The organism is Salmonella enterica subsp. arizonae (assembly GCF_008692845.1).
Lineage (GTDB): Bacteria > Pseudomonadota > Gammaproteobacteria > Enterobacterales > Enterobacteriaceae > Salmonella > Salmonella arizonae.
This window is the reverse complement of record NZ_VXJW01000002.1, coordinates 420,811-440,904: the sequence shown is the minus strand read 5'-3', so window position 1 is coordinate 440,904 and position 20,094 is coordinate 420,811. Positions and strand designations below refer to the sequence as shown.

The window sequence follows — 20,094 nt, the reverse complement described above, 5'->3', positions numbered from 1 at the left end:
GCAATTAACGGGCGTTTTGCTTGATAAAATCGTGAATGCTGGTGTCCTGAGACATATCAGCGATGGTATCGGTCAGAACACTGTTCACCGCGTCAGCAATATTCTGGTTGGAGGCCTGGAACGGCCCTTCAACAGAATAACTGGCGCGATAGTTTTTGGTCATCTTGTTGCCATTTGCCGCAGTCGCAATAATCGCGATATCCGCTTTGGTGGCGATGTTATAGCGCAGGCTGCCCTGGGAAACATCAGCATATAGCTGGTTAACGATAATTTGCAGATTAACCGCGCCGCCTGGCCCGATCATATAACCCCGCGCCGTCATCTGTTTTTCCAGCACTTCTTGTAACAGGAAGCGTAAATCGCGGGAGGCGGTTAACGTCACCAGTTGGTTGTTACGCGTGACTTTAGCTAACGCCTGATCCTGGCGTTGGTCCGCGCCGTTAATGCTAACGGTAACGCCCATCAGGCTCGGGTCTTGCTGCGGTAAGGTGATCTTCGGCGCGACGTCAATGGTCGTCGGTGGTGTGGCGCATCCTGCCAGCATAATCAGAGCGACTAACGGAAAGAGAAGTTTTTTTAACATATTCGGGCTCTCAATGACGCTTAAAACGTGATAGATAAAAATTCCCGCCATCATAACACCGCTAACGGCGAGGGGAAGTGGTCAACGCAGGTAAATTCGTCGCAATGTACGATTTGTTATTGATAACGGCGCGAGCGGGATTTTGACCGCTAAACGAATGATTAAGTCAGTAAGCTTCATACGTTTGGTTGAAATAATCAGACGAAAGCTAAATTTTTGTTGTCATGCTGTAATGGAAACGGTAAAAGCGGCTAGTATTTAAAGGGATGGGTGACATCACAGCGTTGTCGGAGGAGATTTCATGATGATACGTGAGCAAATAGAAGAAAAATTAAGGACAGCGTTCGACCCCGTGTTTCTCGAAGTTGTGGATGAAAGCTATCGTCACAATGTTCCTGCAGGATCGGAAAGCCATTTTAAGGTCGTGTTGGTAAGCGATCGATTTACAGGAGAACGTTTTCTTAATCGTCATCGGATGATTTACGGTACGTTAACGGCGGAACTCTCCACAACCGTACATGCGCTGGCACTGCATACTTATACCCTCAAAGAATGGGAAGGGTTGCAGGATACTATCTTCGCGTCGCCTCCTTGTCGCGGCGCGGGAAGCATCGCGTAGCAAAACGGATTTGCAACTACCTCCGCTTTTCCAGTATGTTGCTACAGAATTATGTGAAAACGGCCTGCGGGCCGTTTTGTTTTGTCTGAATTTTGAGCGAATCGTACAGTATTTAGACAAAAATTAGCCGGGAATTGTGAAAAACGCCGCAGCATCGCGCAATCACCGTTCTCGACTCACAAAAGTGATGCCGCTATAATGCGCCGTCTTATATATGAACGTCTTCGGGATGATTCTGACGACAGGGAATGTGATTAATTATGAGAACATCCCGGTTCCGCGAAGCAAATAGCATGTGCTTGCGGAGTAGAGTTGACCGAGCACAGTGATTTTTTGAGGTAACAAGATGCAAGTTTCAGTTGAAACCACTCAGGGCCTTGGCCGCCGTGTAACGATTACAATCGCTGCTGACAGCATCGAGACCGCTGTAAAAAGCGAGCTGGTCAACGTAGCGAAAAAAGTACGTATTGACGGTTTCCGTAAAGGCAAAGTACCGATGAATATCGTGGCTCAGCGTTATGGCGCTTCTGTTCGCCAGGACGTGTTGGGCGATCTGATGAGCCGCAATTTCGTTGACGCGATCATCAAAGAAAAAATTAATCCGGCAGGCGCGCCGAACTATGTTCCAGGTGAATACAAAGTGGGTGAAGATTTCACCTACTCCGTCGAGTTTGAAGTCTATCCGGAAGTTGAGCTGACCGGTCTGGAGTCCATCGAAGTTGAAAAACCGGTCGTTGAAGTCACCGACGCTGACGTTGATGTGATGCTGGACACCCTGCGTAAGCAGCAGGCGACCTGGAAAGAAAAAGACGGCGCCGCTGATGCGGAAGACCGCGTGACCCTCGACTTCATCGGCACTGTCGATGGCGAAGAGTTCGAAGGCGGTAAAGCGACCGATTTCGTTCTGGCAATGGGCCAGGGTCGTATGATTCCGGGCTTCGAAGACGGCGTTAAAGGTCACAAAGTAGGCGAAGAGTTCACCATTGACGTGACCTTCCCGGAAGAGTACCACGCTGAAAACCTGAAAGGTAAAGCCGCTAAATTCGCCATCAACCTTAAGAAAGTTGAAGAGCGCGAACTGCCTGAGCTGACCGAAGAGTTCATCAAACGTTTCGGTGTAGAAGATGGTTCCGTAGCGGGGCTGCGCGCTGAAGTGCGTAAAAACATGGAACGCGAGCTGAAGGGCGCTGTGCGTAACCGTGTTAAGTCGCAGGCGATCGAAGGTCTGGTAAAAGCGAATGACATTGATGTTCCGTCTGCGCTGATTGATAGCGAAATCGACGTTCTGCGCCGTCAGGCTGCTCAGCGTTTCGGTGGCAACGAGAAACAGGCTCTGGAACTGCCGCGCGAACTGTTCGAAGAACAGGCTAAGCGTCGCGTAGTTGTTGGTTTACTGTTGGGTGAAGTAATTCGCACCAATGAGCTGAAAGCGGACGAAGTTCGCGTGAAAGGCCTGATCGAAGAGATGGCTTCAGCTTACGAAGATCCAAAAGAAGTGATTGAGTTCTACAGCAAAAATAAAGAGCTGATGGACAACATGCGTAACGTCGCGCTGGAAGAACAGGCCATTGAAGCGGTTCTGGCGAAAGCGAAAGTGTCTGAAAAAGCTACTTCCTTCAATGAGCTGATGAACCAGCAGGCCTGATTCGTCGTATAATTAAGTACGAAATTCGCACAAGAACCCGTCACCTTCCAGTGACGGGTTTTTTTGTCACGCATTTTGCATGGTAAGGGTGCGAAAACCGAGTTTCAGTGTTAGCGTTAGAGCAAAAGATTGTTATGCTTGAATTATGGCGATGCCGTACCCATTACAGAGGGACTGGCTGATAATCCGTCCATCAGGTTACAATCAGTACAGCAGGTTTTTTCAATTTTTATCCAGGAGACGGAAATGTCATACAGCGGAGAACGAGATAATTTTGCCCCTCATATGGCGCTGGTGCCGATGGTCATTGAACAGACCTCACGCGGTGAGCGCTCTTTTGATATCTATTCTCGTCTACTAAAGGAACGCGTCATATTTCTGACCGGTCAGGTCGAAGACCATATGGCTAACTTGATTGTGGCGCAGATGCTGTTCCTGGAAGCGGAAAACCCGGAAAAAGATATCTATCTGTACATTAATTCTCCTGGCGGCGTAATTACAGCGGGGATGTCCATCTATGACACCATGCAGTTTATTAAGCCAGACGTCAGCACCATTTGTATGGGACAGGCGGCCTCCATGGGGGCGTTTCTGCTGACTGCCGGGGCGAAAGGCAAACGTTTCTGCTTGCCGAACTCTCGCGTCATGATCCACCAGCCGCTGGGTGGTTACCAGGGCCAGGCGACGGATATTGAAATTCACGCCCGTGAAATTCTGAAAGTAAAAGGGCGCATGAATGAACTTATGGCGCACCATACGGGTCAATCTCTTGAGCAGATTGAGCGTGATACTGAGCGCGATCGCTTCCTTTCCGCGCCTGAAGCGGTAGAGTACGGTTTGGTTGACTCAATTTTGACCCATCGTAATTGATGCCCTGGACGCAAGTGTGCCGCTATAATAGATAAAAGCGGCACAACGCTGAATAGCGGCTTGCGCCTGAGAATGGCATTTGCGTCGTCGTGTGCGGCACAAAGAACAAAGAAGAGGTTTTGACTCATGACAGATAAACGCAAAGATGGCTCGGGCAAATTGTTGTACTGCTCTTTTTGCGGCAAAAGCCAGCATGAAGTGCGCAAGCTGATTGCCGGTCCATCCGTGTATATCTGCGACGAATGCGTCGATTTATGTAACGACATTATTCGCGAAGAAATTAAAGAAGTTGCTCCGCACCGTGAACGCAGTGCGCTGCCGACGCCGCATGAAATTCGCATCCATCTGGACGATTACGTTATCGGTCAGGAGCAGGCGAAAAAAGTGCTGGCGGTCGCGGTATACAACCATTACAAACGTCTGCGCAACGGCGACACCAGCAATGGCGTCGAGTTGGGCAAAAGCAACATTTTGCTGATTGGACCAACCGGTTCCGGTAAAACGCTGCTGGCGGAAACGCTGGCGCGCTTGCTTGATGTGCCGTTCACTATGGCGGATGCTACCACGCTGACCGAAGCGGGTTACGTGGGTGAAGACGTTGAGAATATCATTCAGAAACTGTTGCAGAAATGCGACTACGACGTGCAAAAAGCGCAGCGTGGGATTGTCTATATTGATGAAATCGACAAGATCTCGCGTAAATCAGACAATCCGTCGATTACCCGCGATGTTTCCGGCGAAGGCGTACAGCAGGCGTTGCTGAAACTGATCGAAGGCACCGTCGCCGCAGTTCCGCCGCAGGGCGGTCGCAAACATCCGCAGCAGGAGTTCTTACAGGTTGATACCTCTAAAATTCTGTTTATTTGCGGCGGCGCGTTTGCTGGTCTGGATAAAGTGATCGCCAATCGTGTTGAAACCGGCTCCGGCATTGGTTTTGGCGCGACGGTGAAAGCGAAGTCCGACAAAGCCAGCGAAGGCGAGCTGTTGTCGCAGGTTGAACCGGAAGATTTGATCAAATTTGGTCTGATTCCTGAGTTTATCGGTCGTCTGCCAGTTGTGGCGACGCTGAACGAACTCAGCGAAGAAGCGCTGATTCAAATCCTGAAAGAGCCGAAAAACGCCCTGACTAAGCAGTATCAGGCGCTGTTTAACCTGGAAGGCGTCGATCTGGAATTCCGTGACGAAGCGCTGGACGCTATCGCCAGGAAAGCAATGGCGCGTAAAACCGGTGCCCGTGGTCTACGCTCTATCGTCGAAGCGGCGCTGCTGGATACCATGTACGATCTGCCATCTATGGAAGACGTCGAAAAAGTGGTGATCGACGAGTCCGTCATTGACGGTCAGAGTAAGCCGTTGCTGATTTACGGCAAACCGGAAGCGCAGGCTTCTGGCGAATAATTAAACATTCATACAATCAGTTAGCCAAAAAAGGGGGGATTTTATCTCCCCTTTCGTTTTTCCTGTAAACACGCCGTTGAATGTGTGGGAAACATCCCCATATACTGACGTACATGTTATAGGTGGTATGGAGCACAGCTATACTATCTGATTACCTGGCGGACACTAAACTAAGAGAGAGCTCTATGAATCCTGAGCGTTCTGAACGCATTGAAATCCCCGTATTGCCATTGCGCGATGTGGTGGTTTATCCGCACATGGTCATACCCTTATTTGTAGGGCGGGAAAAATCTATCCGTTGTCTGGAAGCGGCTATGGACCATGATAAAAAAATCATGCTGGTCGCCCAGAAGGAAGCATCAACGGATGAGCCGGGTGTAAACGATCTTTTCACCGTCGGGACCGTGGCCTCTATTTTGCAGATGCTGAAACTGCCTGACGGCACCGTAAAAGTGCTGGTCGAGGGGTTACAGCGCGCGCGCATTTCCGCGCTGTCTGATAACGGCGAACATTTCTCCGCGAAGGCGGAGTACCTTGATTCGCCAGCCATTGATGAGCGTGAACAAGAAGTGTTGGTGCGTACCGCCATCAGCCAGTTCGAAGGCTACATCAAGCTGAACAAAAAAATCCCGCCGGAAGTGTTGACGTCGCTCAATAGCATTGACGACCCTGCACGTCTGGCTGACACCATCGCCGCGCATATGCCGCTGAAACTGGCGGATAAACAGTCCGTACTGGAAATGTCCGATGTTAATGAACGTCTGGAATATCTGATGGCGATGATGGAGTCTGAAATCGATCTGCTGCAGGTTGAGAAACGCATTCGCAACCGCGTGAAAAAGCAGATGGAGAAATCCCAGCGCGAGTACTATCTGAACGAGCAAATGAAAGCGATTCAGAAAGAACTCGGCGAAATGGACGACGCGCCGGATGAAAACGAAGCGCTGAAGCGCAAGATCGACGCGGCGAAAATGCCGAAAGAGGCAAAAGAGAAAGCGGAAGCAGAACTGCAGAAGCTGAAAATGATGTCTCCGATGTCGGCGGAAGCGACGGTGGTGCGCGGTTACATCGACTGGATGGTTCAGGTGCCGTGGAATGCGCGGAGCAAGGTCAAAAAAGACCTGCGTCAGGCGCAGGAAATCCTTGATACCGACCATTATGGTCTGGAGCGCGTTAAAGACCGTATCCTTGAGTATCTCGCGGTGCAAAGCCGTGTGAACAAGCTGAAAGGGCCGATTCTGTGCCTGGTAGGGCCGCCGGGGGTAGGTAAAACCTCGTTGGGCCAGTCCATCGCCAAAGCGACAGGGCGTAAATACATCCGTATGGCGCTGGGCGGCGTACGTGATGAAGCGGAAATCCGCGGTCATCGCCGGACTTACATTGGTTCTATGCCGGGTAAATTGATTCAAAAAATGGCTAAAGTGGGGGTTAAAAACCCGCTGTTCCTGCTCGATGAGATCGACAAAATGTCCTCGGACATGCGTGGCGATCCGGCGTCTGCCCTGCTCGAGGTACTGGATCCAGAGCAGAACGTGGCTTTCAGCGATCACTACCTGGAAGTGGACTACGATCTCAGCAATGTGATGTTCGTCGCTACTTCCAACTCCATGAACATTCCGGCGCCGTTGCTGGATAGAATGGAAGTGATCCGTCTGTCTGGTTATACCGAAGACGAAAAGCTGAATATTGCTAAACGCCACCTGCTGCCCAAGCAGATCGAGCGTAATGCGCTGAAGAAAGGCGAACTGACGGTCGACGATAGCGCGATTATCGGCATTATCCGTTATTACACGCGTGAAGCGGGCGTGCGTAGTCTGGAGCGCGAAATCTCTAAACTGTGTCGCAAGGCCGTTAAGCAACTGCTCCTGGATAAATCGTTGAAAAACATTGTTATCAATGGCGATAATCTGCACGATTACCTCGGTGTACAGCGTTTTGATTATGGTCGTGCGGATAGCGAAAACCGCGTAGGCCAGGTGACGGGACTGGCGTGGACGGAAGTAGGCGGCGATCTGCTGACCATCGAAACCGCCTGCGTACCGGGCAAAGGCAAGCTGACCTATACAGGCTCGCTCGGAGAGGTGATGCAGGAGTCCATTCAGGCGGCGTTGACTGTGGTGCGCGCGCGTGCGGAAAAACTGGGTATTAATCCGGACTTTTACGAAAAACGCGACATCCACGTTCATGTGCCGGAAGGCGCAACGCCGAAAGACGGTCCAAGCGCCGGTATCGCTATGTGTACCGCGCTGGTTTCCTGCCTAACTGGTAACCCGGTGCGCGCAGATGTGGCAATGACCGGTGAGATTACGCTGCGTGGTCAGGTGTTGCCGATCGGCGGCCTGAAAGAAAAACTGTTGGCGGCGCATCGCGGCGGGATTAAAACGGTCTTAATTCCATTCGAAAATAAACGCGATCTGGAAGAGATTCCGGATAACGTGATTGCCGATCTGGATATTCATCCGGTGAAGCGTATTGAGGAAGTTCTGACGTTTGCTCTGCAAAACGAACCGTCTGGAATGCAGGTTGTAACCGCAAAATAGTGACCTCGCGCAAATAGCGCTAATAAAAACAGGGCTGGCAGGCTATTTCGGACTTGCCAGCCTTTTTTTGTATAGCTAATTTAGATCATTGATTGGGTCTGCCACTATTAACGGGTGTTGTAAGGGCGTGGCAGGCCTGATATAACTGCTGCGCGGTCGTACTTCGAAGGATTCAGGTGCGATATAAATTATAAAGAGGAAGAGAAGAGTGAATAAATCTCAACTGATCGAAAAAATTGCTGCAGGGGCTGATATCTCTAAGGCTGCGGCTGGACGTGCGTTAGATGCGATTATTGCTTCTGTTACCGAATCTCTGAAAGAAGGGGATGACGTTGCACTGGTAGGCTTTGGTACTTTTGCTGTTAAAGAGCGTGCTGCCCGTACTGGTCGCAACCCGCAAACAGGTAAAGAGATCACCATCGCCGCTGCCAAAGTGCCGAGTTTCCGTGCAGGTAAAGCGCTGAAAGACGCGGTAAACTAAACGTGATCCCCTCGGGGGATGTGACAAAGTACAAGGGCGCATCAATTGATGTGCCTTTTTTATTGGCGATTCGGGACTTTCTGTGCGTTGCGGGCTGACAATTGCCCTCGTTTCTTGTCACAATAGGCTTTCGCGCGCCGCGTTCAGAAAACGCGATGCCGCGTGAAGTATATATACGCAAATCATTCAAGTCGCGTCGACGCGGCAACTGAGCGAGTCACTCGGTAGCCAGCAGAGAAGCCGCCTGAAGGATAAAGTGTAAAGTCACCTACAGCGGAGTGTGGTTACACCATGATGGACAGCTTACGCACGGCTGCAAACAGTCTCGTGCTCAAGATTATTTTCGTTATCATTATCGTGTCGTTCATTTTGACCGGCGTTAGTGGTTACCTGATTGGCGGAAGCAATAACTACGCCGCAAAAGTGAATGGCCAGGAAATCAGCCGGGCACAGTTTGAGAATGCGTTTAACAACGAACGTAACCGTATGCAGCAGCAGTTGGGCGACAGGTATTCTGAACTGGCGGCCAACGAAGGTTATATGAAAAGTCTGCGCCAGCAGGTGCTGAATCGTCTGATAGATGAAGCTCTGTTGGATCAATATTCCCGCGAACTGAAACTGGGCATCAGCGATGAGCAGGTAAAGCAGGCGATTTTCGCCACTCCCGCTTTTCAGGTGGACGGTCGGTTTGACAACAACCGCTATAACGCGATTGTGAATCAGATGGGAATGACGGCCGATCAGTATGCTCAGGCGCTGCGTAACCAGCTTACCACTCAGCAACTGATCAACGGCGTGGCCGGTACTGATTTTATGCTAAAAGGGGAAACCGACGAGCTGGCGGCATTAGTCTCTCAACAGCGCGTAGTGCGTGAAGCCACTATTGATGTCAACGCGCTGGCGGCGAAGCAGCAGGCGACCGATCAGGAAGTGTCCAGCTACTACGATCAGAATAAAACCCGCTTTATGACGCCGGAACAGTTCCGCGTAAGCTACATCAAGCTGGATGCGGCGACGATGCAAGCGCCGGTCAGCGATGCGGATATTCAGGCCTATTATGACCAACATTTGGATCAGTTTACTCAGCCGGAGCGTCATCGTTACAGCATTATTCAGACCAAAACGGAAGATGACGCGAAAGCTGTACTGGATGCGTTGAACAAGGGCGAAGATTTCGCCACGCTGGCGAAAGAGAAATCTACCGACATCATCTCTGCGCGTAATGGCGGCGATATGGGCTGGCTGGAAGAGTCTGCCACGGTGCCGGAACTGAAAAACGCGGGTTTGAAAGAGAAAGGCCAGATATCTGGCGTGATCAAGTCGTCTGTCGGTTTTCTGGTGGCGCGTCTGGATGATGTTCAGCCTGCCAAAGTGAAACCGCTGAGCGAGGTTCGCGACGACATTGCCGCGAAAGTGAAACAGGAAAAAGCGCTGGACGCTTATTATGCTTTGCAGCAGAAAGTGAGCGATGCAGCAAGTAACGACAATGAGTCGTTAGCAGGCGCTGAACAGGTCGCTGGCGTAAAAGCGGTTGAAACCGGCTGGTTTAGCCATGACAACTTACCGGAAGAGCTGAACTTCAAACCGGTAGCCGATGCTATCTTTAATGGTGGTCTGGTGGGCGAAAATGGCACGCCGGGGCCGAATTCCGACATTATCACCGTGGATGGCGACCGGGCTTTTGTCGTGCGCGTGAGCGGGCATAAACCTGAAGCCGTGAAGCCGTTAGCAGCGGTGAAAGAACAGGTCATTGCCCTGGTGAAGCATAATAAAGCTGAACAACAGGCAAAACTGGATGCTGAAAAACTGCTGGTTGAGCTGAAAGCGGGCAAAGGCGCGGAAGCGATGAAAGCAGCGGGTCTCAGCTTTGGCGAACCTAAAACGTTAAGCCGTACTAGTCAGGATCCTGTGAGTCAGGCGGCCTTTGCGTTAAGCCTCCCGACGAAAGATAAGCCAGTCTATGGCGTGGCGAACGATATGCAGGGTAACATCGTTCTGCTGGCGCTTGACGAGGTGAAAGCGGGCTCCATGCCGGAAGCCCAGAAAAAAGCGATGATGCAGGGCATTACGCAGAACAATGCGCAAATTGTCTTTGAGGCGCTGATGAGTAATCTGCGTAAAGAGGCGAAAATCAAAATCGGCGACGCTCTGGAGCAGCAGTAATCGTCGAGGCGCTTCGCAAAAAATTGCAAAAAGTTGTATCCCACAAAGGCCGCTTTCGCGGCCTTTTCCATTTCTGAGAATTGCCGTTTGTTCATTTTTCTCCGTCCCGCTATCGTGGCTTCACTGTTAACAAACAAGGAGAAAACAGTATGAAACACGGAATTAAAGCCCTGCTTATTACGCTTTCTTTAACCTGTGCAGGCATGGCTCAAAGCGCATTGGCTGCAGAACCTACCGCCAAAAGTCAGGCGACTCAAACCAAAGCGGATACCCCAACGAATGCGCAAAGCAAAGCCACGCAACCTGCAAAAGCCAGCGATGATGACGGTACCAGGGTAAGCATTAATACCGCGTCAGCAGAGGATCTGGCGCGAGTGATGAACGGCGTCGGTCTGAAGAAAGCGCAGGCGATTGTAAGCTACCGGGAGGAGTATGGGCCCTTTAAAACGGTGGATGACTTAAAGCAGGTGCCGGGAATGGGCAGTTCGCTGGTGGAGCGTAACCTGACCGTTTTAACATTGTAATAACTTGCGTAGTGGCAAAAATTTGCCAGACTAAGAGAGGTCATACCAGTTATGGCCTCTGTACTTGTCGTTTACTTATAACAACAACATAAGGTTATTGCGCTATGCAAACACAGATTAAAGTTCGCGGTTATCATCTTGATGTTTATCAGCATGTTAATAATGCCCGCTATCTGGAGTTTCTGGAAGAAGCCCGCTGGGATGGGCTGGAAAACAGCGACGGCTTTCAGTGGATGACGGCCCGCAATATTGCGTTCGTGGTGGTAAACATCAATATAAATTACCGTCGACCGGCGGTATTGAGCGATCTACTGACCGTTACCAGCCAGGTACAACAGCTTAACGGTAAAAGCGGCGTATTAAGTCAGACGATCACGCTGGAGCCTGAAGGGCAGGTGGTAGTGGATGCGCTTATCACGTTTGTCTGCATTGATTTAAAAACGCAAAAAGCGCTGCCGCTGGAAGGCGAATTGCGTGAAAAGCTGGAGCAGATGGCACAATAACGCCTCGTTGCCTGACGGCGCTACGTTTATCAGGCCTACAAATGCTTCGGTTTTGTAGGCCGGATAAGACGCATCAGCGTCGCTATCCGGCAACGTAAGCGGATTATCTTACTGTAGACCCGTTTTCTGCTTCATCGCCGTCACTACTGCCGCTTTATCCGCCAGATAATGATTCAGGCCGTTGGCGCGTAGATTACAGGCCGCGCAATGACCGCAGCCGTCGCCTTTGATGCCGTTATAACAGGTCAGCGTCTCTTCGCGAACCAAATTCAGCTTGCCCCAATAATCAGCCAGCGCCCAGGTTTCAGCTTTATCAAGCCACATTAAGGGCGTTTCGAAGCGGATATCTTTCGCCATGCCCAAATTCACGGCGCGATTCAGCGCCTTGACGAACTCATCGCGACAGTCCGGATAGCCGGAAAAATCGGTCTCGCAAACGCCGGTGATCACCGCTTCGGCTTTGACCTGATAAGCGTAAATCGCCGCCAGCGTCAGAAAGAGAATATTGCGTCCGGGTACAAAAGTGTTGGGGATGCCGTCGGCGTTTGGTTCATAATCCGGCACCGGAATGCTATCCCGCGTCAGGCTACTTACCGCCAGTTCGTTCAGCAAAGTGACATCCAGCATTTTATGCGCGCGTGCGCCAAGTTTTAACGCCAGAGAACGTGCGACATCAATCTCTGCGCGGTGGCGCTGACCATAATCAAACGTGACACAATGCACTTCATCATACTGATGTAGCGCTTGCGCCAGACAAGTGGTGGAGTCCTGACCTCCACTAAATACAACAACGGCGCGTTTCATAGTTATCCTGATAAATGACGAAAGCCAATATGGTAACGCGTGCGGATAATACCGACCAGCTTCTTCACTGCGAAGGCGGCGGAAGCCAGGCTTCGCTAAATTCAAACCAGCCGCGGGGGGTGAGCCGAACGCCATTAACGCCCGGCGGGGCGCTGATGCGATAGTGGTAATTAAACAGCGGCGTCAGCGTGGCATCATCCATCAGGTCGGCAAAAACCCGGTGCAGCGCGGCACGGCGATCCTTTTCATTTGGCTGAATTTGCAGGGCGTCAAGCGTCGCCTGCAAATGTGAAAACGCTGGCGCGTCCAGAACATGTGGCCAGATCTGATCGCAACGTAGCCACTGCTCCAGCGTATATTCCGGCGCTTCGCCGATCAGCCTGTCGCCCATCATTAGATCCGCTTGCGCCAGAGCAGGGCAGTTATCCCAGTTTTTTGCATTATGAAAAATCAACGTTAACTCACAGCCGAGTGTCGCAAGGTAGTATCGAAGCTGCTCCGCCATCGTATGAAGTTCTATGGGAAGGTGATACGCCAGGGTAAGTTTTTTCGGCAATGGCGTTTCATCAACGTCCTGCCATTGCGGGATTGTCCAGCCGGGTAGCAGCCCCTGACTTGGCGTAATCAAATTCTCATCTACCGGCAATGTTTTCAGCAGAGAACTGTGATGGATAATATGCACCAGACGCCGCGCCTGCTGTACGTTGAGCCGTGAGCCCTTCCTAATGGTTAAATAGCAAAAGCCCAGACTGATGCCGCTACTTACCTGACTCAGCGTCGCCAGCTCTTCCGGTTTGCCGATGGCGATCTGCACCGGATGACGGCAACTGGTGCCCAGATCCTGGGCAAACAGTTGCGGGGTGATCCAGAATTCAATCGCTTTAAGTAGCGGATGGCTGAGGTGATAATAGTCGTGACTTTCCAGACGTACCAGCTCCGGCGTGAACAACGCCAGGCGAAAAGGACCAGTGCCGATAAGAGGCTGGTCAGGATGCGCCAGAGCGCTACAATAGCTCGCCAGACGATGTGCCAGCCAGTAATCAGGCCGATGAAGGAAAAAGGTCAGGCACTGCGGATGCGTTATGGTGATACGTGCGACGCTAATAAACAATTTATTTAGCGCGGGGAGATTAAGCAGCCTTTCAAGACGTTCATGTAGCTGCGAGGTGTCCACCGTATCGCCATTATGCCAGTGCAGCGTGGAGCGAATATAAAAATCCCAGCGTAAACCGTCGACGGAAACATCCCAGTGATGCGCCAAATCCCCGCAGGGATACTGGCTGTCGCGGTCGAAGCGCGTTAACCCGGAAAAAACTTGCCCTGCGAGATGCTGTTCCGCGCGGCCTGGCAGGAAACCCGGATGCAGCGGGTCAAGCGGACGATAGTAGGGAATACGTAATGTCGGTGTGTCGTTTTGCCATTGACCGCCCATAAAGGGCTGGAGCATCGCCCGTAGCTCGCCAGGCGCCAGTTGCGCCAGCTCCAGCACGTTGAGCTGCTGCCCTTTTTCCAGCGCCTGCTCCATCATGGCAGTACGGAGCGATTCCGGTGTGACCAGAAACTGTAGCCGTCCGCGCTTTCCGCGCCCGGACTGCGCCTCCCATTTTAGCCAACCTGCCTGCTGAGCCTGGCGCAGCAACGTTCGCAGATGTCGCTCACTACAAAAACAGCGTTCGGCTAGTTCGCTAACGGTGACGTATTGCATTTCCCCGGCGGAAGGCTGCCAGAGGCGTTGATATTGGTTAAGTCGATTCAGTAGCCTCATAGAAACCCGGAACACTTCCTTTTATCTGTTCACTATTACTTCCGTATATCTCAGGTCATACTGAACGAAAAGTTAACCGCGTCACAGTGTGGAGAAAGAGATGGCCCGCCTGGCAGCATTTGATATGGATGGCACGTTATTAATGCCCGATCACCAGTTGGGTAGAGAAACGATCGCCACGCTGTCGCGTCTGCGCGAACGAGATATCACCCTGACATTCGCTACGGGTCGTCATGTTCTGGAAATGCGGCATATTCTGGGGACGCTTTCACTGGATGCTTATCTTATCACCGGTAACGGGACGCGAATTCACTCGCTGGAAGGCGATGTGCTGTATCGTCAGGATCTCGAACCTCAGGTTGCCGATACGGTGATGCACCATGCCTGGGATACCGGGGCCAGTATGCATGTCTTTAATGACAACGGCTGGTTTACAGGTCAGGAGAGCCCCGCATTACTCCAGGCGCACGTTTACAGCGGTTTTCGTTATCAGGTTATCGATATAAAAAGCATCCCAGCCCATCAGGTGATGAAGATCTGTTTTTGCGGCGATCATGACTCTTTGATCCGCTTGCGCATTCAACTTAATGAGACGCTGGAAGAGCGCGCGCACCTCTGTTTCTCTGCTGTCGACTGCCTGGAAGTTTTACCTCTGGGATGTAATAAAGGCTCTGCGCTGGCGGTATTGAGCGACCATTTGGGGCTTTCACTGGCAGACTGCATGGCGTTTGGCGATGCGATGAACGATCGGGAAATGCTGGGCAGCGTCGGGCAGGGGCTAATTATGGGCAACGCCATGCCGCAACTTATCGCCGCGCTACCACATCTGTCAGTCATCGGACATTGTGGTCATCAGGCGGTATCTCACTTTTTGACACATTGGCTGGACAACCCGCATCTACCTTATTCCCCCGAATGAGAGATCTCTTCCAGCAAGCCAGACGTTCAGTCTGGCTTTTTTTATTGGTTTTTAGCCCGCAGTAAGTAATGCTGCGATGGCCGCTGACCACGGCGTTAAATCGCCGATATGTTCGCTAACCCATGCCGGATGGTAATAGGTATCCAGGTAGCGCTCGCCGCTATCGCACAATAACGTCACAATAGCGCCGGTTTCTCCGGCCTCGCGCATCCGGGCCGCAAGCTGTAACGCTCCCCACATATTCGTGCCAGTAGAGGCGCCGACTTTACGGCCTAGCTGCGTTTCCAGCCAGTGGGCGGCGGCAATACTGGCGGCGTCCGGTACGCGCAGCATCTCATCCACGACATCCGGAATAAAAGAAGGCTCTACGCGCGGGCGACCAATTCCCTCAATTTTACTGCCCACCGGGCTGCGTAATGAAGCGTCGCGATCTTGCCAGTAAGGTAAAAAGACGGAGTTCTCCGGATCAACCACCATTAGCTGAGTATCATAGCCCTGGCAGCGAATATAGCGTCCGATCGTCGCAGAGGTTCCGCCCGTTCCGGCGCTCATGACTATAAATCGAGGCACTGGATGGGGTTCGCTGCGCATCTGGCGAAAAATACTGTCGGCAATATTATTGTTACCCCGCCAGTCGGTAGCACGTTCTGCGTAGGTAAACTGATCCATATAATGACCGTTCAGTTCATGCGCCAGTTGCTCGGATGCGGCATAAATTTCGCATGCGCGTTCCACAAAATGACAGTGACCGCCGTAAAATTCAATCTGCTCGATTTTACGTTTTGCGGTACAGGCGGGCATGACGGCGATGAACGGCAGTCCCAATAAACGCGCGAACCAGGCTTCCGAAATCGCCGTTGAGCCTGATGACGCTTCAATAATCGGGGTGCCTTCTTTAATCCAGCCATTGCACAACCCATAAAGGAACAGCGAGCGCGCCAGGCGATGCTTGAGGCTACCGGTGGGATGCGTGCTTTCATCTTTCAGATAAAGCTGAATACCTGGAAATGCCGACAGGGGCAGACGAATAAGATGCGTATCCGCTGAGCGCTGGTGGTCAGCGTTAATTTCATTAATGGCATTTTTAACCCAATTGCTACTCATCATTAATATCCGTTTATCATTTTGTGCCCAGATTAGCGAAAAGCACGGAAAAAATTGTTGCTATTTGACCTTTAAATTACAATGGAAGGAGAAAAATATTCTCTACGGGGTGGGTATGTTAGATAAAATTGACCGTAAGCTGCTTTCCTTATTGCAGCAGGACTGTACCCTCTCTTTGCAGGCGCTGGCGGATGCCGTTAATTTGACGACAACGCCTTGCTGGAAGCGGCTTAAGCGCCTGGAAGACGACGGTATCCTTCTTGGCAGGGTCGCGCTGCTGGACCCGGAAAAACTGGGTCTGGGATTAACAGCTTTTGTGTTGATAAAAACGCAGCACCACAGCAGTGAATGGTACTGTCGGTTCGTGACTGTTGTCACTGAGATGCCGGAAGTGCTTGGCTTCTGGCGAATGGCGGGGGAATACGATTATCTGATGCGAGTTCAGGTAGCCGACATGAAGCGGTATGACGATTTCTATAAACGTCTGGTCAATAGCGTTCCAGGACTGTCAGACGTCACCTCCAGTTTTGCAATGGAACAGATTAAGTATACCACTTCTCTGCCCATTGAATAATTCTCCCGGTATTGCCGGAAATCATATCAGGAAATAACGCGTGCGATTATTTGCTCAATTAAGCTGGTACTTTCGCCGGGAATGGCGTCGCTATCTTGGCGCGGTGGCCCTGCTTATGCTTATTTCGATTCTTCAGCTGATCCCGCCTAAAGTTGTGGGGATTGTCGTGGATGGCGTAACCGCACAGCATTTTACTTCTGGCCGGATAGCGATGTGGATTAGCGCCATTGCCCTGATCGCCGTGGTGGTCTATTTGTTGCGCTATGTCTGGCGTGTGCTGCTATTTGGCGCCTCTTATCAATTAGCCGTTGAACTGCGTGAAGATTATTATCGCCAGCTTAGTCGGCAGCATCCTGAATTTTATCAGCGCCATCGGACGGGCGATCTTATCGCCCGCGCGACGAATGATGTGGATCGCGTGGTATTTGCGGCAGGCGAGGGCGTTCTGACGCTGGTTGACTCGTTGGTAATGGGCTGCGCGGTACTGATTGTCATGTCGACGCAAATTAGCTGGCAGCTAACGCTATTAGCGTTGTTGCCGATGCCGATTATGGCGCTGATGATCAAACGTTACGGCGATCGGCTGCATGATTACTTCAAAGGGGCGCAGGCCGCCTTCTCCAGCCTGAACGACCGCACGCAGGAGAGTCTGACCAGCATCCGCATGATCAAAGCGTTTGGTCTGGAGGACCGTCAGTCCTCGCTGTTTGCGGCGGATGCCGAAGATACCGGCAAGAAAAATATGCGAGTGGCGCGTATCGACGCGCGTTTTGATCCGACGATTTACATCGCCATTGGCATGGCGAACCTGCTCGCGATTAGCGGTGGAAGCTGGATGGTGGTTAACGGCAGCCTGACGCTGGGCGAACTCACCAGCTTTATGATGTATCTGGGGTTGATGATTTGGCCCATGCTGGCGCTGGCCTGGATGTTTAATATTGTGGAGCGGGGTAGCGCCGCTTACAGCCGCATCCGAGCGATGCTGGCGGAAGCCCCGGTGGTTAATGATGGCGAAGAGCCGGTCCCGGCGGGGCGCGGCGAATTGACGGCGGCCATTCGTGAGTTTCGCTATCCGCAAACGACGCATCCGGCGCTGGAGAATGTGAACTTTCGTCTTAAACCGGGTCAGATACTGGGGATATGCGGTCCGACCGGCGCGGGGAAAAGCACAATATTGTCGCTTATCCAGCGCCATTTTGATGTGACGCAGGGAGAAATCCGTTTCCATGACATGCCGTTGACGCATCTGCAGCTTGATAGCTGGCGTAGCCGACTGGCGGTGGTCAGTCAGACGCCGTTTTTGTTCTCGGACTCTATTGCCAATAATATTGCGCTCGGACGCCCGGAGGCGACCCAGGAAGAGATTGAACAGGTGGCGCGTTTAGCCAGCGTACATGAGGATATTCTCCGTCTTCCTCAGGGCTACGACACGCAGGTAGGCGAACGCGGCGTAATGTTATCGGGAGGGCAAAAACAGCGTATCTCAATTGCCAGAGCGCTACTGTTGAATGCGGAAATTCTGCTTCTTGATGATGCGCTCTCGGCGGTAGATGGTCGCACGGAGCATCAGATTTTGCATAATTTGCGCCAGTGGGGCGAAGGGCGCACGGTCATCATAAGCGCGCATCGTTTATCTGCGTTGACCGATGCCAATGAAATTATGGTGATGCAACATGGTCACGTTGTTCAGCGCGGCGATCACGATCAACTGGCGCAGCAGCCTGGTTGGTATCGCGATATGTATCGCTATCAGCAACTGGAGGCCGCGCTGGATGACGCGCCGGAAAGCGGCGAGGAGGCGGCGAATGCGTAGTTTTGGACAGCTATGGCCGACGCTTAAACGGTTGCTGGCGTATGGCTCGCCCTGGCGAAAACCGCTCTCTGTCGCGGTGATTATGCTGTGGATTGCGGCGGCGGCGGAGGTTAGCGGTCCGCTGCTGATCAGCTATTTCATTGATAATATGGTGGCCCAACACCTTTTACCGCTGGGTAAGGTTGTGGGGCTGGCGGCTGCCTATGTGGGACTGCAGTTTCTGGCGGCGGGCCTGCATTATGCCCAGTCTTTACTATTTAATCAGGCAGCCGTTGGCGTGGTTCAAACGTTGCGTACTAACGTAATGGATGCCGCCTTGCGCCAGCCGTTAAGCGCCTTCGACACGCAGCCTGTCGGACAATTAATTTCGCGCGTGACAAACGACACGGAAGTCATCCGCGATTTGTACGTCACGGTCGTTGCGACGGTGTTACGTAGCGCGGCGCTGATTGGCGCCATGCTGGTCGCGATGTTCAGCCTTGACTGGCGGATGGCGCTGGTAGCGATTTTGATTTTTCCTGCGGTATTGACCGTGATGATCATTTATCAGCGCTACAGTACGCCAGTTGTACGCCGCATGCGGGCATATCTGGCGGATATTAACGACGGCTTTAACGAAATTATCAACGGGATGAGCGTCATCCAGCAGTTTCGCCAGCAGGCGCGCTTTGGTGAACGAATGGGAGAGGCCAGCCGTTCGCACTACCTGGCGCGGATGCAGACGCTACGCTTAGACGGCTTTTTATTGCGTCCGCTCCTTAGCCTGTTTTCTGCGCTCATCATGTGCGGCCTGTTGATGCTCTTCAGTTTTACGTCTGTCGGCACGATTGAGGTCGGGGTGCTGTATGCGTTCATTAGCTATTTGTCGCGCCTGAACGAGCCGCTCATTGAACTGACCACCCAGCAATCCATGCTACAGCAGGCAGTTGTAGCGGGAGAGCGTGTTTTTGAACTGATGGATCGCCCACGCCAGCGCTATGGCAGTGACGATACGCCGTTGCAAAGCGGCGCGATTGATATTGATCATCTGTCGTTTGCTTACCGCGACGATAATCTTGTTTTACAGGACATTACGCTATCAGTGCCATCCCGTAGCTTTGTGGCGCTGGTTGGACACACCGGCAGCGGGAAGAGCACGCTCGCCAGCTTGTTGATGGGGTACTACCCGCTGACGCAGGGAGAGATTCGGCTGGATGGGCGAGAAATCTCTTCCCTTAATCATCGCGTTTTACGTCAGGGCGTGGCGATGGTTCAACAGGACCCGGTAGTGATGGCGGACACCTTTCTGGCCAATGTGACGCTGGGGCGCGATGTCTCAGATACGCAGGTCTGGCAGGCGCTGGAAACAGTACAACTGGCAGAACTGGCGCGCAGCCTGAGCGACGGGCTGTATACGCGTCTTGGTGAGCAGGGAAATACGCTGTCCGTCGGGCAAAAACAACTGCTGGCGCTGGCGCGCGTACTGGTTGACGCCCCGCAAATATTAATTCTTGATGAAGCGACGGCCAGCATCGATTCCGGCACTGAACAGGCGATACAGCAGGCGCTGGCGGCGATTCGCGAGCGCACCACGCTGGTGGTTATCGCCCATCGGCTATCGACTATCGTAGAGGCTGACACCATTCTGGTGCTCCATCGCGGCCAGGCAGTGGAGCGTGGGACGCATCAACAATTGCTGGCGGCGCAAGGGCGCTACTGGCAAATGTATCAATTGCAGTTAGTTGGTGAGGAGTTAGCCGCCAGCGTACACGAGGAGTCCGGCCCCGCGACGTAGCGTTTTACGCGACGG

General features: G+C 52.2%; 17 protein-coding genes. 13 read left to right on the top strand and 4 right to left on the bottom strand.

Annotation, left to right across the window (positions count from 1 at the left end):
- Positions 1-4 precede the first annotated feature (4 nt).
- A complete protein-coding gene (locus tag F4V61_RS06740; protein WP_024131985.1) occupies positions 5-583 on the bottom strand; it encodes a lipoprotein in 579 nt (192 codons plus the stop codon).
- A gap of 301 nt (positions 584-884) precedes the next feature.
- On the opposite strand from F4V61_RS06740, the gene bolA reads away from it, so the two are divergent.
- From bolA to F4V61_RS06695, 9 genes are all read left to right on the top strand, one after another.
- Positions 885-1,202, top strand: coding sequence for a transcriptional regulator BolA (gene bolA, locus F4V61_RS06735; RefSeq protein WP_000973433.1), 318 nt, complete (start codon positions 885-887; stop codon positions 1,200-1,202).
- Between the two features lie 346 nt (positions 1,203-1,548).
- Positions 1,549-2,847: a trigger factor gene (gene tig / locus F4V61_RS06730; RefSeq protein WP_058345700.1), complete on the top strand. Its 1,299-nt coding sequence runs from the start codon at positions 1,549-1,551 to the stop codon at positions 2,845-2,847.
- 246 nt (positions 2,848-3,093) lie between these two features.
- On the top strand, positions 3,094-3,717 hold the full coding sequence (gene clpP, locus F4V61_RS06725) for an ATP-dependent Clp endopeptidase proteolytic subunit ClpP (RefSeq protein WP_000122251.1): 624 nt from the start codon (positions 3,094-3,096) through the stop codon (positions 3,715-3,717).
- Between the two features lie 126 nt (positions 3,718-3,843).
- Positions 3,844-5,115, top strand: a complete 1,272-nt coding sequence (gene clpX, locus F4V61_RS06720) for an ATP-dependent protease ATP-binding subunit ClpX (protein ID WP_000130293.1) — start codon at positions 3,844-3,846, stop codon at positions 5,113-5,115.
- A gap of 185 nt (positions 5,116-5,300) precedes the next feature.
- A complete protein-coding gene (gene lon / locus F4V61_RS06715; protein WP_080161092.1) occupies positions 5,301-7,655 on the top strand; it encodes an endopeptidase La in 2,355 nt (784 codons plus the stop codon).
- Positions 7,656-7,845: 190 nt separating this feature from the next.
- Positions 7,846-8,136, top strand: coding sequence for a nucleoid-associated protein HU-beta (hupB, locus tag F4V61_RS06710; protein WP_254888479.1), 291 nt, complete (start codon positions 7,846-7,848; stop codon positions 8,134-8,136).
- Positions 8,137-8,427: 291 nt separating this feature from the next.
- The gene (ppiD, locus tag F4V61_RS06705) at positions 8,428-10,299 is read left to right on the top strand and encodes a peptidylprolyl isomerase (protein ID WP_038396729.1); all 1,872 of its coding nucleotides are present in this window, start codon (positions 8,428-8,430) and stop codon (positions 10,297-10,299) included.
- A 149-nt stretch (positions 10,300-10,448) separates the two neighbouring features.
- Positions 10,449-10,823 (top strand): helix-hairpin-helix domain-containing protein, encoded by a 375-nt coding sequence (locus tag F4V61_RS06700; RefSeq protein ID WP_000680326.1) that lies wholly within the window; start codon positions 10,449-10,451, stop codon positions 10,821-10,823.
- Between the two features lie 104 nt (positions 10,824-10,927).
- A complete protein-coding gene (locus F4V61_RS06695; RefSeq protein WP_001194523.1) occupies positions 10,928-11,326 on the top strand; it encodes a YbgC/FadM family acyl-CoA thioesterase in 399 nt (132 codons plus the stop codon).
- Positions 11,327-11,434: 108 nt separating this feature from the next.
- Here the strand turns inward: F4V61_RS06695 and queC are convergent, their stop codons facing one another.
- Positions 11,435-12,130 (bottom strand): 7-cyano-7-deazaguanine synthase QueC, encoded by a 696-nt coding sequence (queC, locus tag F4V61_RS06690; RefSeq protein ID WP_038396727.1) that lies wholly within the window; start codon positions 12,128-12,130, stop codon positions 11,435-11,437.
- Positions 12,131-12,194: 64 nt separating this feature from the next.
- Complete coding sequence (locus F4V61_RS06685; RefSeq protein WP_038396726.1) at positions 12,195-13,895, bottom strand: SgrR family transcriptional regulator; 1,701 nt, start codon at positions 13,893-13,895, stop codon at positions 12,195-12,197.
- Between the two features lie 100 nt (positions 13,896-13,995).
- Here F4V61_RS06685 and cof point away from each other — a divergent pair, with 100 nt between their 5' ends.
- Positions 13,996-14,814, top strand: coding sequence for an HMP-PP phosphatase (gene cof, locus F4V61_RS06680; RefSeq protein WP_079828073.1), 819 nt, complete (start codon positions 13,996-13,998; stop codon positions 14,812-14,814).
- 51 nt (positions 14,815-14,865) lie between these two features.
- Here cof and cdsH read toward each other — a convergent pair whose 3' ends face one another.
- Positions 14,866-15,921, bottom strand: coding sequence for a cysteine desulfhydrase (gene cdsH, locus F4V61_RS06675; protein ID WP_072160241.1), 1,056 nt, complete (start codon positions 15,919-15,921; stop codon positions 14,866-14,868).
- Positions 15,922-16,033: 112 nt separating this feature from the next.
- Between cdsH and decR the strand changes: the two genes are divergently transcribed.
- From decR to F4V61_RS06660, 3 genes are read left to right on the top strand one after another with little or no spacing between them, the layout of a single operon-like run.
- Positions 16,034-16,492 (top strand): DNA-binding transcriptional regulator DecR, encoded by a 459-nt coding sequence (decR, locus tag F4V61_RS06670; RefSeq protein WP_000884597.1) that lies wholly within the window; start codon positions 16,034-16,036, stop codon positions 16,490-16,492.
- Positions 16,493-16,532: 40 nt separating this feature from the next.
- Entirely contained in the window at positions 16,533-18,305 is a 1,773-nt protein-coding gene (locus tag F4V61_RS06665; protein WP_079828075.1) for a SmdA family multidrug ABC transporter permease/ATP-binding protein, read from the top strand.
- Positions 18,298-20,079, top strand: coding sequence for a SmdB family multidrug efflux ABC transporter permease/ATP-binding protein (locus tag F4V61_RS06660; RefSeq protein WP_079828078.1), 1,782 nt, complete (start codon positions 18,298-18,300; stop codon positions 20,077-20,079). Before F4V61_RS06665 ends, F4V61_RS06660 begins: the two co-directional genes overlap by 8 nt.
- Positions 20,080-20,094 lie beyond the last annotated feature (15 nt).

Bases quoted from the DNA above. Each gene is read 5' to 3' on its own strand.
- F4V61_RS06740 (WP_024131985.1), bottom strand. From the start codon at position 583: ATGTTAAAAAAACTTCTCTTTCCGTTAGTCGCTCTGATTATGCTGGCA.
- bolA (WP_000973433.1), top strand. From the start codon at position 885: ATGATGATACGTGAGCAAATAGAAGAAAAATTAAGGACAGCGTTCGAC.
- tig (WP_058345700.1), top strand. From the start codon at position 1,549: ATGCAAGTTTCAGTTGAAACCACTCAGGGCCTTGGCCGCCGTGTAACG.
- clpP (WP_000122251.1), top strand. From the start codon at position 3,094: ATGTCATACAGCGGAGAACGAGATAATTTTGCCCCTCATATGGCGCTG.
- clpX (WP_000130293.1), top strand. From the start codon at position 3,844: ATGACAGATAAACGCAAAGATGGCTCGGGCAAATTGTTGTACTGCTCT.
- lon (WP_080161092.1), top strand. From the start codon at position 5,301: ATGAATCCTGAGCGTTCTGAACGCATTGAAATCCCCGTATTGCCATTG.
- ppiD (WP_038396729.1), top strand. From the start codon at position 8,428: ATGATGGACAGCTTACGCACGGCTGCAAACAGTCTCGTGCTCAAGATT.
- F4V61_RS06700 (WP_000680326.1), top strand. From the start codon at position 10,449: ATGAAACACGGAATTAAAGCCCTGCTTATTACGCTTTCTTTAACCTGT.
- F4V61_RS06695 (WP_001194523.1), top strand. From the start codon at position 10,928: ATGCAAACACAGATTAAAGTTCGCGGTTATCATCTTGATGTTTATCAG.
- queC (WP_038396727.1), bottom strand. From the start codon at position 12,130: ATGAAACGCGCCGTTGTTGTATTTAGTGGAGGTCAGGACTCCACCACT.
- F4V61_RS06685 (WP_038396726.1), bottom strand. From the start codon at position 13,895: ATGAGGCTACTGAATCGACTTAACCAATATCAACGCCTCTGGCAGCCT.
- cof (WP_079828073.1), top strand. From the start codon at position 13,996: ATGGCCCGCCTGGCAGCATTTGATATGGATGGCACGTTATTAATGCCC.
- cdsH (WP_072160241.1), bottom strand. From the start codon at position 15,921: ATGATGAGTAGCAATTGGGTTAAAAATGCCATTAATGAAATTAACGCT.
- decR (WP_000884597.1), top strand. From the start codon at position 16,034: ATGTTAGATAAAATTGACCGTAAGCTGCTTTCCTTATTGCAGCAGGAC.
- F4V61_RS06660 (WP_079828078.1), top strand. From the start codon at position 18,298: ATGCGTAGTTTTGGACAGCTATGGCCGACGCTTAAACGGTTGCTGGCG.